Genomic DNA, 12,541 nt, shown 5'->3' with positions numbered 1-12,541 from the left:
GGGATCGTCGCGGCAGACGACGTGCCGGGGCCGGAGGGCGGCCAGGCTGGAGGCAGCGAGGGAAGAGGAGTGGTCCGCCGTGGTCGTCACACTGATCATCGTCTGCGAGGTGGCCTTCTGGGTGCTGCTGGCCGCCGGGCTGGTGCTGCGCTACCCCGCCCGCAAACCCCGTCTGGGCGCCGCCGTGCTGCTGTGCGAGCCGCTGCTGGAGGTGGTGCTGCTGGCCGTCACCGCGATCGACCTGAGAAACGGCGCCGAGGGCGACTGGAAGCACGGTCTGGCGGCCGTCTACATCGGCTTCACCGTGGCCTACGGCCACTACATGGTCAAGTGGGCCGACGGGCACTTCGCCCACCGCTTCGCGGGCGGCCCGCCGCCGGTGAGGCCGCCGAAGTACGGGATGGCGCGGGCCGTCCACGAGTGGAAGATGTGCGCCCGATCGGTGCTCGGCGCGGTGATCGCCCTGGCACTGCTCCAGGGCGCGGTCTGGTACGTCGGCGACGCCGGGCGGAGCGAGTCGCTGACGCAGTGGCAGCACAAGATGCTCTTCGTCATCGGCATCAGCGTGGTCATCGCGGCCAGTTACACGCTCTGGCCCAAGAAGCCGAAGACGCCCTCCGGCGAACCGCGTGACCCCGCCGGTGCCCGGCCCGCCGGGCGGGAGGCTGCCGGGCGGGAGACGGCCGGGCACTGACACCACGCGCCGGCGCCGCGCGTCGGAGACGACCGAGGCCCCCGTCCCCGGAAGGGGGGACGGGGGCCTCGCACGACGGCGGCCGCGGTACCCGCGCGTCAGCGGTTCTCGCCGGGGACCCAGAGGATGTCGCCCACCTCCTTGTTGGCGGACCTGGCCAGGATGAACAGCAGGTCCGACAGCCGGTTGAGGTAGGTGGCCGTCAGAGGGTTCATGACCTCGCCGTGCTCCTCCAGCGCCGCCCACGTCGAGCGCTCGGCGCGGCGCACGACCGTGCACGCCTGGTGGAGCAGGGCCGCGCCCGGGGTGCCGCCCGGGAGGATGAAGCTGCGCAGCTTCTCCAGATCGGCCAGGAAGCGGTCGCAGTCCTCCTCCAGCTTGTCGATGTAGCTCTGCCGCACCCGCAGCGGCGGGTACTCGGGGTTCTCCGCCACCGGTGTGGCCAGATCCGCGCCCACGTCGAACAGGTCGTTCTGCACCCGGACCAGGACCTTGGTGATCTCCTCGGGCAGGTCGCCGAGCGCGATGGCCACCCCGATCGAGGCGTTGGCCTCGTTGGCGTCGGCGTATGCGGAGATGCGGGAGTCGGTCTTGGCGGTACGGCTCATGTCGCCGAGGGCGGTGGTGCCGTCGTCGCCGGTGCGCGTGTAGATGCGTGTCAGATTGACCATGGACCGAGCCTAGCCACGCGCGGGCTCCGCGGAGCGCAGGTGTGCCCACCGTCACGGGGCCCGCCGTGCGCCCGCCCGCCGCACCGCCCAACTGCGCGCGGCGGGCCGCCGAATGGCCCGCGCGAGTGTGATGTCCGCCATGTGAGACGTGACGCGCATCTCTTCCCCGCCCACCGCGCGCTCACGGGCGCTAGGGTCCGCCTGAGAGTCGCACCGCAAAGCCGCAGAGGGGACATACACGTGGCCAAGAAGCTCGCCGTCATCGGAGCCGGACTCATGGGATCGGGCATCGCCCAGGTCTCCGCCCAGGCAGGCTGGGACGTGGTGCTGCGCGACGTCACCGACGAGGCGCTCAGGCGCGGCACGGACGGGATCCGGGCCTCGTACGACAAGTTCGTGTCCAAGGGGAAGCTGGCCGCCGAGGACGCGGAGGCGGCGCTCGGCCGCATCACCGCCACCACCGACCTCGACGCCGCGTTCGACGCCGACATCGTGGTCGAGGCCGTCTTCGAGCGGATCGACGTCAAGCAGGAGATCTTCCGCACGCTCGACGGCCTGGTGAAGGACGAGGCCGTGCTCGCCTCCAACACCTCCGCCATCCCGATCACCAAGATCGCGGCGGTGACGGAGCGCCCCGAGCGGGTCGTGGGCACCCACTTCTTCTCCCCGGTGCCGATGATGCAGCTGTGCGAGCTGGTGCGCGGGTACAAGACGAGCGACGAAACCCTCGCGGCGGCAAGGGAGTTCGCCGAGGGCGTCGGCAAGACCTGTATCGTCGTCAACCGGGATGTCGCGGGCTTCGTCACCACCCGGCTGATCTCCGCCCTGGTCGTCGAGGCCGCCAAGCTCCACGAGTCGGGTGTGGCGACCGCCGAGGACATCGACATCGCCTGCAAACTGGGTTTCGGGCACGCCATGGGCCCGCTGGCCACCGCGGACCTCACCGGTGTCGACATCCTGCTGCACGCCACGGAGAACATCTACACCGAGTCGCAGGACGAGAAGTTCGCCCCGCCGGAGGGGATGCGGCGCATGGTGGACGCCGGGGACATCGGCCGCAAGAGCGGCCAGGGCTTCTACCGTTACTGAACGGACCCGTACGGAACACAGGCGGGTCGCCCCTACGGGTGAATTCGGCGCCGATTCGGCGGCGGACGGCAACTCCGCCGCCGAACAGGCGGTCAGTTGTGGTGAGACATAGGCAGACAGCAGTCACAGACGGACCACTTCTTTTCCGGGGGAGCGGATATGCACATCAGGGGCGACCACGCTGAACTGGTCGTCGGAGGTCGCCTCGACGTCCGCAGCGCGGCGGACGCCCGTTCGGTCCTGCACACCGCGGTCGACTCCGGAGAGGGCGATCTCGTGCTGGACCTCGCCGAGCTGGACTCCTGGGACGCCACCGGTCTCGGCGTGATCATGGGCGCGCACCGGAGGGCGGGCCGGTGCGGGCGCCGCCTCGTCCTGCGGGACGTGCCGCCCCAGATGCAGCGCCTGCTGGTGGCCACCCGTCTGCACCGCATCCTGGCCATCGAGGGAGGCGGGCTCGCCGAGGGCGGAACCCTGACCAAGCCATAACTATTGGGTCAGGGCGCCCGCTCGGGCTTGCCCCCACTCCCGGGCCAGGCAATAGGGTTCTGGAACCCGCCGCCTACACTGCGCTGCGGACGGCCACCGGACCACGAGCGAAGGCCAGCGTACGGTCGGCCCTGGAGAGCTGAGCTTCGAGTACGCACCGCATCTGGGGGCACCCACCATGGACCCGAACGACCGGGGATCCGAGGAACAGGACAGCGGGAGCACCACCCGCGCGATCCCGCTCATAGCGGGTGAGTACCTGCTGACCGTCAATCCCGTCGACGGCAGCGAGATCGAGCCCTGCCCGCCCGGCGAGCACCCCGGCGCGCCCCGCAGGCGCACCCCGGCCTCCCGCGCCGAGCGGGAGCGTGCCGCCGTGGCCCCGCTCCCGACCGGGATCTCCCTGCCCGACCTGCCGCTGCTGGAGCGCACGGCGGAGCGCGAGCGCCTCCTCCAGCTGCTCAGGCGCGGACGCTCGGTCCGGCTCACCGGGGCGCCCGGCTCCGGACGCAGCTCCCTGCTGGCCGCCGTCGCCGCCGAGTGCGCCGACCTCGCCCCGGACGGCGTCATCCGGCTCAGCGGCTGCCGGCGCACGGCCTCGGACGTGCTGTACGAACTGTTCGCCGCCGTCCACGACGCGCCCCGGCACCGGCCCGACCGCGCCGAGCTGGAGGAGGCGGTGCGCGGCGTGGGAGCGATCGTCCTGCTGGACGACGCCGAGTTCGGCGGTCAGGCGCTCGACTCCCTCCTCGACGCCACCCCCGAGTGCGCCTTCCTGATCGCGGCCGCGCCCGGCGCCCCCGCTCCCTCCGCCGACGCGCCCCTGGAGGAGGTCGCCCTCTCGGGCATCAGCCGCGCCGCCTGCCGGGAGCTGATGGAGTACATCGTCCGCCGCCCGCTGACCGAGGACGAGGCGGGCTGGGTCGGGGACCTGTGGTTCGAGTCCGAGGGACTGCCGCTGCGCTTCGTCCAGGCCGGCGCGCTGCTGCGGCAGCGCGACGCGGAGGCGGCGGAGGCGGCGGAGGCCGCGCGGACCGCGGCCGACGGCGGCGGTGACAGTGACGGAGCCGACGGCGGTGACGACGGTTACGACGGTTACGACGGTTACGACGGCGAGACGGGTGCCGAGGACGCCGGGAGCACCGAGGGGAACGGCCGGGCCGGCGCACCGCTGCCGACGCTGGCCGAGGGCGCGGCCCCCGCCGCCCTCCTGGCCGCCCGGCTGTCCGGGAGCACCCGCGAGGTGCTGCGCTTCGCCGTGGCGCTCGGCGGCGTGCTGCCGCACCCGGCCCATCTGCCCGCGCTGGTGGACGACGCCGACGCCGACGCCTCCCTGGGCGAACTGCTCGCCTGCGGCCTGGTCACCACCGCCGGCACGTACTACCGGCTCGCCCCGGACGTGACCGGGCAACTGGCCGACGCCGGATACGCCGACGGAGCCGACGACCGCGCCCGTACCGCCGCCCAGCACTACGCCTGGTGGACCGGTCACCCCTCGGTCACCCCGGAGCGGGTGGCGCAGGAGGCCGAGGCGGTGCTCGCCGCCGTCCAGGGTGCCCGGCGCGGCGGCCACGCGAGCGCGGCCGTGCTGCTGGCCCGTACCGCCGCGCCCATCCTCGCCGCCTCGCTGCACTGGGGCCCCTGGGAGCGGATCCTGCGCGGCGGGCAGGAGGCGGCGCGTACGGCGGGCGAGGTCGCCGAGGAGGCGTACTTCCACCACGACCTCGGTGTGCTCGCCCTGTGCACCGGCCACCTGGACCGGGCCCGCGCCGAACTCGAGGCGTCCATCGGGCTGCGCGGAGTGCTCGCGGACCGCCGGGGCACGGTCGCCGGACGGCGTGCGCTGGCCCTGGTCGAGGACCGCTTCACGATCGAGGCCGAGGGCGGCCCGGACAAGGCGGCCGGGGGATCCGGGGACGGCGGGAAGGCCCTCGGCGGGCCGCTGCCGGCCGTCGCCGTACCGCCCGCCGCGCCCGACGCCTCCACCCCGCCCGCGCTCCCCAGACGCCAGAGCACGGCGAAGCCGCCCGGGGCCTCCGTACCGCAGCCCGTGGCGCCGGCCGCGGCACAGACCCCGTCCGGACCGCAGATTACCGGCAGCACGCCGGCGCTCGACAAGCTTCCGCCCGCCCTGGCGGTTCCGCCGGTGACGGTGGGCAGCGCCTTCGACGAGACTCCCGGCGGCGGCACTTTCGGCAGCGAGGCGCTGACCCGGCCGACGCCGCTGGCACGGACCGCGCACGGCGCGGCCGGCCCGGACGACGGCCGCCGCGGCCCGCGCGGGCTCGCCCTCCGGGGAGCCCGGCGCAACGTCTTCGCGGCGGGCGCGGGCGCGCTGCTGGCCGCGCTGGTGGGCACGGTCGTCACGATCGGCATGACCTCGGGGAGCGAGGAGCCCGCCGGCAGCGTCAACCCGGCGGTCACCTCCCGGGAGGACGACGGCATCACCGTCGACGAGCCCGCGCCGAGCTCCAGCGACGAGCGGGGCGAGAAGCCCGGCGCGAGCAGCGCGCCGGCCGTCCCCGGCGGACCGTCCGGCAGCGGGACGGCCCCGGCCTCTCCGGGAGCCTCCGAATCGGGTGACACGTCCGAGGAGACGGAGGAGGAGAACGGCACGACCTCCGGGGGCGGGGAGAAGGACACCGAGAAGCCCGGTGGGTCGACCACCTCGGGCGGTGGTTCGGGCGGTGCAGGTGGTTCGGACTCCGGTGGCACGGATTCCGGTGGCTCTGACTCGGGTGGCACGGATTCCGGTGGCTCCGACTCGGGTGGCACGGATTCCGGTGGCTCCGACTCGGGTGGCACGGATTCCGGTGGCACGGATTCCGGTGGCTCCGACTCCCCGTCCCCGTCCCCGTCCGCATCCACTCCCTCGGAGCCGACGACGGGCGGAGCCGGCGGGAGTGTCACCGCCAGTGGGACCGCGTCGAGCACCGCCGCGCCGAGCAGCGGTCAGGCGTCCCAGGACTCCGCGGAGAGCCCGGTCATCTGATCCGGAGCCCGGAAGCCACGCACGCCGGGGCCGCAGCCGCGCGTCGAGCGCGGTCGCGGCCCCGGCGTGCGTGGCGGGCGGGTCACGGGGATCAGAACAGCCGCAGCTTGTCGTCCTCGATGCCGCGCAGCGCGTCGTAGTCGAGGACGACGCAGCCGATGCCGCGGTCCGTGGCCAGCACGCGCGCCTGCGGCTTGATCTCCTGTGCCGCGAACACCCCCCGGACCGGGGAGAGGTGGGGGTCGCGGTTGAGCAGTTCCAGATAGCGGGTGAGCTGCTCGACGCCGTCGATCTCGCCGCGCCGCTTGATCTCGATCGCGACGGTGGTCCCCTCCGCGTCCCGGCACAGGATGTCCACCGGTCCGATGGCGGTGGGGTACTCACGCCGTATCAGCGACCAGCCCTCGCCGAGGGTCTCCATTCGGTCAGCGAGGAGTTCCTGAAGGTGTGCCTCCACACCGTCCTTGATCAGGCCGGGATCGACGCCGAGTTCGTGCGAGGAGTCGTGCAGGACCTCCTCCATGGTGATGATGAGTTTCTCACCCGATTTGTTGACAACCGTCCAGACGCCGACGCCGTTCTCCTCGCCCTCCTTGAGGGTGCATGGCGGAGACATCCAGTTGAGGGGCTTATAGGCCCTGTCGTCCGCATGGACCGAGACCGATCCGTCGGCCTTCACCAGAATGAGGCGGGGGGCCGAGGGGAGGTGGGCGGTGAGCCTTCCGGCGTAGTCCACGGAGCAGCGGGCGATGACGAGACGCATGGTCGGTCACGCTACTGGACGACGGGCGGTCCACGCGATTCGCCCCTGCTTCTCCCTGTTCGATCACCGTTCGGGCGTGGCTGGTTGTGTGCCCACAAGCCTGGTGCGGCGGTACGCGCAGGCATAACGTTGCAGCCCGGGGGTCGCCGTACGAGATCGTTTGATTACGCGCAGCCCCGACATCCCGTCCCTGAGGTCCTGGTATGTCCGGGATCGCGAGAGGAGAACTCATGTCGCTCGACGTCTCACCGGCCCTCCTGGAGCAGGCCGAGCGAGGCGAGGTCGATGAGGCGGCCTTCGTCGACTGCGTCCGTACGTCCCTGCCCTACGCATGGGACATGATCAGTTCTCTGGTGGCCCGACTCGGGGTGGACGGCGGGGAGTTCGCCGACAACCAGACGCCGCCGCCGGACGAGCGGGCGCGGGGCCAGCTGCTGCGCGCACTCGCCAGCGACGCGATACGCGGCGCGCTGGAGCGCCACTTCGGGGTGAGACTGGCCTTCCAGAACTGCCACCGGGTCGCGGTCTTCCCGCTGGACTCCTCCGCGGACGAGCGGCTCGCCCGCTTCACCTCCGTCCGCGGCCAGCTCCTCAACCAGTCGCCGGAACTGCGCGACTGCTGATCGTGGGCGGACGGCGAGCGGGCGGGCGGCCGGTCAGGGTGCCGCGCCCGTCCCCGCGCCCTCGTCGTCCGGCGTTGTTTCCGGCGCTATTTCCGGCGTTGTGTCCGGAGTTGTGTCCGACGGCGCGGGAGCTGCCGCTGCTCGGGGGAGGAGCGGCAGCACCTCGGAGCCCAGCCGCCAGATGTTCAGTTCGGTGGCGGCCAGGTCGCCGGAGCCCTCGGCCAGCAGCGCGAACCGGCCGATCCCGGTCCGTTCGGCGGTGGCCGCGAGCCGGTCCGCGCACAGTCGCGGCGGGCCCACCGGGTGCAGAGAGCACAGCATTTCGGTGTAGGCGAGCGGGTCGCGCATCGAACGCGCCCGGCCGTCCACGGTCGTATGGGCCTCCAGCCCCTGCCGCAGCCAGCCGGGCATCGCCTTGGTGAGCGTCTCCACGGCCTCCTCGCGGGTGTCGGCCACCTGCGCCACCCCGGCAGACACGTGTCCGGCCGCCGCCACGGCCTCCGGGTCCGCTCCCGCCGCCAGCGCCTCGCGCCGCCACAGGGCGACCATGTCCGCCTTCTCCTCGTCCCCGCAGTGCATCCCCAGCAGCATCGGCAGCCCGCGCGCCGCGGCCAGCCGCACGGAGGCGGGAGAGGTGCAGGCGATCAGCACGGGCGGCGCCTCCGGCCCGCCGAGGCCCTGGTCCGGGCGCGGTACGACGGGGACCTCACGGAAGTGGTAGCGCTCGCCGTCCGCGCCGACGCGCGGCTCGCGCAGCCAGCGCAGCAGCAGGTCCAGCGACTCGGGGAAGCCCCGCTCGTACGCCTCGACGCCGCCGCCGAAGACCTCCAGGTCCACCCAGGGGCCGCCGCGGCCGACGCCGAGGGTGAACCGGCCGCCGGAGACGAGGTGCAGCAGCGCGGTCTGCTCGCCCAGGGCGACCGGATGCACGGTGGGGAGCACGCTCACGGCCGTGCCCACCCTGATACGCCGGGTGCGCCCCAGCAGCAGCGCGGCCAGGGTGATCGCCGAGGGGCAGACCCCGTAGGGGACGAAATGGTGCTCGGCCACCCACACGGAGTCCAGGCCGGCCCGCTCGGCGGCTTCCGCCGAGCGCAGGGCGCGGTGGAGCGCCTCTCCCTGCCCCTGCCCCGGGAACTGCCCCGCCGGCACGAAAGTCCCGATGTGCATCGCCACAGCCTCCTGCCCGGTACCGGGACCGCCCCGGCGCCCTCCCGGCACCGCCGCGCGAAGGCCTGCGACGGCCTGTGACGGCCTGCGACGGCCCGCGGTGGTCTGCGGCGGCCCTCCGAACGGACCGCCGGACGGTCCCCTTGAGGCAACAACGTCTGACACGTGCCAAGGGCACGGCCTGCCGGGAATCCGCCGGGAATTTTTTCGGACCGCACGGGAGGACGAGGGGAGAGGCGCCGCGGGTGCGCGGCACAAGGCCCCCCGCGACCTGCGTAGGCTGGACGGAGCAGTCCGCCGACGGGCCCCGTAGGCCCCCGAGACCAGGTGAGGTGCCTGTTGTCCCCGCGTCGAAACCGCCCGCGCGGCGGTGGCAGGTCCGCCCGCCGCGACGGTGAGGCGGACGGCCGCTACGGCATGGAGAACACCGACGAGTGGCGCGGTGAGGAGTGGGTGGTGCGGCAGGTCAGCGGACAGTCCGCGGCCAAGCACTACCGCTGCCCCGGCTGCGACCAGGAGATCCCGCCCGGGGTGCCGCACGTGGTGGCCTGGCAGCGCGAGGGGCGGGTGGACGACCGGCGGCACTGGCACCGGGCGTGCTGGAACGCCAGGGACCGCCGGAGCGCGCGGCTCCAGCGGTCCCGTCAGGCCCCCAGGTACTGACCCCGCGGGGCGGCGGCGCCCGTCAGACGTCGCGGGTGGAGATGCGGGCGTACGCGCCGATCAGCGCGGCGAGCGTGACGCCCGCCAGCAGCCACAGCAGCGGCCACCCGGTGTCGGCCGAACCGCCCTCGAACGGGATGCGGAACAGCGAGGACAGACCGTTGAGCACCGAGTACTCGCGCAGCTTCTCGCCGAACTCCCGCACGCTCTCGGTGAAGAGGAACAGCGAGACGATGAAGGGCAGCAGCACCAGCCCGATCATGGTGGTGATCGCGCCCGGGGTGCTGCGCAGCAGCGTGCCGACCGCCAGCGACAGCAGGCCCAGCAGCGCCACGTAGAGCGCGGCGCCGACCGTCGCGCCCAGCCACTCGCCGGCGGACGCGACGGCCTGCCCGGTGGCGGCCGTCTCCTCGTTGAGCATCCGCGGGTCGATGTACTCGGGGACGGGCTTGCCCTCGATCATCGCCGTCTGGACCAGCGCGGTCAGCGTGCAGGCGGCCAGCGTCACCGTGAAGGACAGCAGGAAGAAGACCAGCGCCTTGGCGAGCAGCACCCGGCCGCGCTGCGGGCAGGCGGTGAGGGTGGTGCGGATCATCCCGGTGCTGTACTCGGAGGTGATCACCAGTACTCCGAGCGTGATCACGCACAGCTGGCCCAGCATCAGGCCGAAGAAACCCCCGGCCAGCACCGGCATCTCCAGGGTGTCCTGGCTGCCGAGGGCGAAGGCCGTGAGGAGGCCGATGCCGAGGACGAGGACGAACATCACCGCGAGCGTCCACACCGTCGAGCGCACCGAGCGGATCTTGGTCCACTCCGAGGCGACGGCGTGCCCGAGATGGGTGCGCCGGACGGGGATCGGCGAGGCGTAGCCGTGGCCGCCGGGGTGCGGTCCGGGGAACGCCTGCGACGCGGCCCGGGGGGCACCCGGCTGCGAGGGGGGTACGGGGGGTACGGCCTGGCTCTGCCGGGGAGTGCTCATCGGGCGTCCTCGCTGTCACGCTCGGTCGGGTCGGCGGGGGCGGGCACCGGCGCGGCCGCGGGCGGCTGCGGCGGCTGCCAGGCCTGCTGCGGCGGTACCGCGTACGGGTTGGGCTGCCCGGGGGCCTGCCCCGGCACCGGCGCCGCGTGCCCCGCCGGCGGGCCCGCGTGCCCCGCCGGCGGCTGCGCCAGGAGCCCGGCCCGCGTGTCCTCGGTGGACCGGTAGTCCACCGCGCCCTGCGTCATGCGCATGTACGCCTCCTCCAGGGAGGCCGAGTGCGGGGAGAGCTCCCACAGCCGTACGTCCGCCCCGTGCGCCAGGTCGCTGATCCGCGGCAGCGGCAGCCCGGACACCCGCAGGGCACCGTCCGGCTCCGGCAGGACGTGGCCGCCGGCCTCGGCGAGGGCGGCGGTCAGCTTGTCGCGCTGCTCCGGCGCGCCGTCCGGGGTGCGGACCCGGGCGAACTCGGCGGAGTTGTGCGCGATGAAGTCCTTCACGGACATGTCGGCGAGCAATTGGCCGCGGCCGATGACGATCAGATGGTCGGCCGTCAGGGCCATCTCGCTCATCAGATGGCTGGAGACGAAGACCGTGCGCCCCTCGGAGGCCAGTCTCTTCATCAGGTTGCGGATCCAGAGGATGCCCTCCGGGTCCAGGCCGTTGACCGGCTCGTCGAACAGCAGCACCTGCGGGTCGCCCAGCAGCGCCGCCGCGATGCCCAGCCGCTGGCCCATGCCGAGCGAGAAGCCCTTGGAGCGCTTCTTCGCCACGTCCCGCAGGCCCACGACGCCCAGCACCTCGTCCACGCGCCGCGCGGGGATGCCGGAGAGCTGCGCCAGGCAGAGCAGGTGGTTGTAGGCGCTGCGTCCGCCGTGCACCGCCTTGGCGTCCAGCAGGGCACCCACCTGCCGGGGCGCGTTGGGGAGCCTGCGGTACGTGTGGCCGCCGATGGTCACGTGCCCCTCGGTGGGGGCGTCCAGACCCAGGATCATCCGCATGGTGGTGGACTTCCCCGAGCCGTTGGGCCCCAGGAAGCCGGTGACCATCCCCGGCCTCACCTGGAAGGAGAGGTTGTACACGGCCGTCTTCGCGCCGTAGCGCTTCGTCAGGCCGACTGCTTCGATCATGCTTCTTCCGCCCCTGCTGGCCGTCGCGGTCCGGGCGCTGGGCCCCCGTCTGGACTAGGAGGCTACCGGGAGGGGTTCGGTTCCCGTCCGCCCGCGGGGCTCCTGCGGGGCGTGCGTGGGGTGCGGCGCACCCGGGATCCGGGGCGGGAGACGGCGGCGCCCCGCACCGCACGAGGGCGGTACGGGGCGCGGTGTCCCACCGTCTGCAGGCGCTGCCGGTCCGTGTCCGGCCTCAGCCTCAGCCTCAGCGCGACTGCTGGGCGGGAACGCCCAGCGACTCCTCGCCGCTGTCGGTGTTCGGCTGCCCGGTCGCGGCGACGGCCGCGCCGGTGAGCGTGGCCAGCATCTCGCGGACGTTGGTGAGCTGGGCGTTGATGCTGTCGCGGCGGTTGGTGAGAGCGGCCAGCTCGCGCTCGGACTCGCTGCGGATGCGGTCGGCCTTGGCGTTGGCGTCGGCCACGATGTCCTCGGCCTGGCGCTGGGCGGTCTCCACCGTCTGGCGGGCGCGGCGCTCGGCGTCGGTGCGCAGCTTCTCGGCCTCCAGGCGGAGCTGCTCGGCGCGGTGCTCGATCTCCGCCAGCCGCTTCTCGGCCTTGGCCTGACGGGAGGCCAGGTCGCGCTCGGACTGCTCGCGGCGCTTGGCCAGGTTGGTCTCGAAGTCGGCGGCGGCCTGCGCGGCCTTGGCCCGGGTGTCCTCGAAGAGGGCGTCGGCCTCCTCGCGCTTGGCCTGGGCGTCCTTCTGCGCGTCCGCGCGCAGCGTGGCGGCCTCGCCCTTGGCCTTCTCGACGATCCGGGCTCCCTCGTCCTCCGCCTTGGCCTTGCGGTCGGAGGCGTACGACTCGGCATCGTTGCGCACCTGCTGCGCGGCGGACTCGGCCAGCTCCCGGTGCTGCTCGGCGGCCCGGCGGGCCTCCTCGCGCAGGTCCTTGGCCTCCTCCTCGGCGAGACGGAGGATCTTCTCGACACGGGCGCCCAGTCCGGCGTACGACGGCTCGGAGTCGTTGATCTGCGCCTGTGCGTTCTGCGTCTCGAGGTGCAGCTCCTCGATCCGCTTCTCCAGCGAGGCGATACGGGCCAGTGCGTTGTCACGGTCGGCGACGAGCTTCGCGATGCGGTCGTCCACCTGACCGCGGTCGTAGCCGCGCCGCACGAGCTCGAAGCCGAAGGGAGAGGTGTTGTCGCTCATGGGGTTCCTGTCGGTCAGACGGGGTCGGACGGGAGAGTGATAGAGGGAATCCTAGGGGGGAAAACGGCGTGTCTTCGAGAAGATGCCGGTTTGAT

The 12,541-nt window shown here is 73.2% G+C and carries 12 protein-coding genes; 6 read left to right on the top strand and 6 right to left on the bottom strand.

The genetic code is table 11. From position 1 onward, the window contains the following. Positions 1-79 precede the first annotated feature (79 nt). Positions 80-694, top strand: a complete 615-nt coding sequence (locus tag BM237_RS03395; RefSeq protein WP_245793381.1) for a hypothetical protein — start codon at positions 80-82, stop codon at positions 692-694. 98 nt (positions 695-792) lie between these two features. Here the strand turns inward: BM237_RS03395 and BM237_RS03390 are convergent, their stop codons facing one another. Next, the gene (locus BM237_RS03390; protein ID WP_093847655.1) at positions 793-1,365 is read right to left on the bottom strand and encodes a cob(I)yrinic acid a,c-diamide adenosyltransferase; all 573 of its coding nucleotides are present in this window, start codon (positions 1,363-1,365) and stop codon (positions 793-795) included. A gap of 240 nt (positions 1,366-1,605) precedes the next feature. Between BM237_RS03390 and BM237_RS03385 the strand changes: the two genes are divergently transcribed. The 3 genes from BM237_RS03385 (at position 1,606) to BM237_RS03375 (ending at position 5,935) form a co-directional block, all read left to right on the top strand. Continuing rightward, positions 1,606-2,454 carry a 3-hydroxyacyl-CoA dehydrogenase family protein gene (locus BM237_RS03385; RefSeq protein WP_093847653.1) on the top strand — a complete coding sequence of 283 codons (849 nt, stop codon included), beginning with the start codon at positions 1,606-1,608 and terminating at the stop codon, positions 2,452-2,454. 159 nt (positions 2,455-2,613) lie between these two features. Next, positions 2,614-2,943, top strand: coding sequence for an STAS domain-containing protein (locus tag BM237_RS03380; protein WP_093661921.1), 330 nt, complete (start codon positions 2,614-2,616; stop codon positions 2,941-2,943). A 178-nt stretch (positions 2,944-3,121) separates the two neighbouring features. Then, positions 3,122-5,935, top strand: a complete 2,814-nt coding sequence (locus BM237_RS03375; protein WP_175540871.1) for an ATP-binding protein — start codon at positions 3,122-3,124, stop codon at positions 5,933-5,935. 91 nt (positions 5,936-6,026) lie between these two features. Here the strand turns inward: BM237_RS03375 and nucS are convergent, their stop codons facing one another. Continuing rightward, complete coding sequence (nucS, locus tag BM237_RS03370; RefSeq protein WP_093847651.1) at positions 6,027-6,698, bottom strand: endonuclease NucS; 672 nt, start codon at positions 6,696-6,698, stop codon at positions 6,027-6,029. Positions 6,699-6,928: 230 nt separating this feature from the next. Here nucS and BM237_RS03365 point away from each other — a divergent pair, with 230 nt between their 5' ends. Beyond that, positions 6,929-7,321 carry an SCO5389 family protein gene (locus BM237_RS03365; RefSeq protein ID WP_093847649.1) on the top strand — a complete coding sequence of 131 codons (393 nt, stop codon included), beginning with the start codon at positions 6,929-6,931 and terminating at the stop codon, positions 7,319-7,321. Positions 7,322-7,354: 33 nt separating this feature from the next. Here the strand turns inward: BM237_RS03365 and BM237_RS03360 are convergent, their stop codons facing one another. Further along, positions 7,355-8,491 carry an LLM class flavin-dependent oxidoreductase gene (locus BM237_RS03360; protein WP_093847647.1) on the bottom strand — a complete coding sequence of 379 codons (1,137 nt, stop codon included), beginning with the start codon at positions 8,489-8,491 and terminating at the stop codon, positions 7,355-7,357. Between the two features lie 339 nt (positions 8,492-8,830). Here BM237_RS03360 and BM237_RS03355 point away from each other — a divergent pair, with 339 nt between their 5' ends. Next, complete coding sequence (locus BM237_RS03355) at positions 8,831-9,154, top strand: Rv1322 family protein (protein ID WP_093847645.1); 324 nt, start codon at positions 8,831-8,833, stop codon at positions 9,152-9,154. A gap of 22 nt (positions 9,155-9,176) precedes the next feature. On the opposite strand, the gene BM237_RS03350 is transcribed toward BM237_RS03355, so the two are convergent. The 3 genes from BM237_RS03350 to BM237_RS03340 form a co-directional block, all read right to left on the bottom strand. Continuing rightward, positions 9,177-10,133: an ABC-2 transporter permease gene (locus BM237_RS03350; protein ID WP_107415199.1), complete on the bottom strand. Its 957-nt coding sequence runs from the start codon at positions 10,131-10,133 to the stop codon at positions 9,177-9,179. After that, entirely contained in the window at positions 10,130-11,260 is a 1,131-nt protein-coding gene (locus tag BM237_RS03345; RefSeq protein ID WP_093847643.1) for an ABC transporter ATP-binding protein, read from the bottom strand. Before BM237_RS03345 ends, BM237_RS03350 begins: the two co-directional genes overlap by 4 nt. A gap of 244 nt (positions 11,261-11,504) precedes the next feature. Then, complete coding sequence (locus tag BM237_RS03340; protein ID WP_093847641.1) at positions 11,505-12,446, bottom strand: coiled-coil domain-containing protein; 942 nt, start codon at positions 12,444-12,446, stop codon at positions 11,505-11,507. Positions 12,447-12,541: the final 95 nt, after the last annotated feature.

Origin of the sequence: Streptomyces mangrovi (assembly GCF_900114215.1) — a bacterium.
Classification (GTDB): domain Bacteria; phylum Actinomycetota; class Actinomycetes; order Streptomycetales; family Streptomycetaceae; genus Streptomyces; species Streptomyces barkulensis.
Note: the sequence above shows the minus strand (reverse complement) of the source record. Positions and strands in the feature narration are given on the sequence as shown.

What these genes read in the sequence shown, in the direction of transcription:
- BM237_RS03390 (WP_093847655.1), bottom strand. Translation starts at nt 1,365, where the DNA reads ATGGTCAATCTGACACGCATCTACACGCGCACCGGCGACGACGGCACC.
- BM237_RS03380 (WP_093661921.1), top strand. Translation starts at nt 2,614, where the DNA reads ATGCACATCAGGGGCGACCACGCTGAACTGGTCGTCGGAGGTCGCCTC.
- BM237_RS03375 (WP_175540871.1), top strand. Translation starts at nt 3,122, where the DNA reads ATGGACCCGAACGACCGGGGATCCGAGGAACAGGACAGCGGGAGCACC.
- nucS (WP_093847651.1), bottom strand. Translation starts at nt 6,698, where the DNA reads ATGCGTCTCGTCATCGCCCGCTGCTCCGTGGACTACGCCGGAAGGCTC.
- BM237_RS03365 (WP_093847649.1), top strand. Translation starts at nt 6,929, where the DNA reads ATGTCGCTCGACGTCTCACCGGCCCTCCTGGAGCAGGCCGAGCGAGGC.
- BM237_RS03360 (WP_093847647.1), bottom strand. Translation starts at nt 8,491, where the DNA reads ATGCACATCGGGACTTTCGTGCCGGCGGGGCAGTTCCCGGGGCAGGGG.
- BM237_RS03350 (WP_107415199.1), bottom strand. Translation starts at nt 10,133, where the DNA reads ATGAGCACTCCCCGGCAGAGCCAGGCCGTACCCCCCGTACCCCCCTCG.
- BM237_RS03345 (WP_093847643.1), bottom strand. Translation starts at nt 11,260, where the DNA reads ATGATCGAAGCAGTCGGCCTGACGAAGCGCTACGGCGCGAAGACGGCC.
- BM237_RS03340 (WP_093847641.1), bottom strand. Translation starts at nt 12,446, where the DNA reads ATGAGCGACAACACCTCTCCCTTCGGCTTCGAGCTCGTGCGGCGCGGC.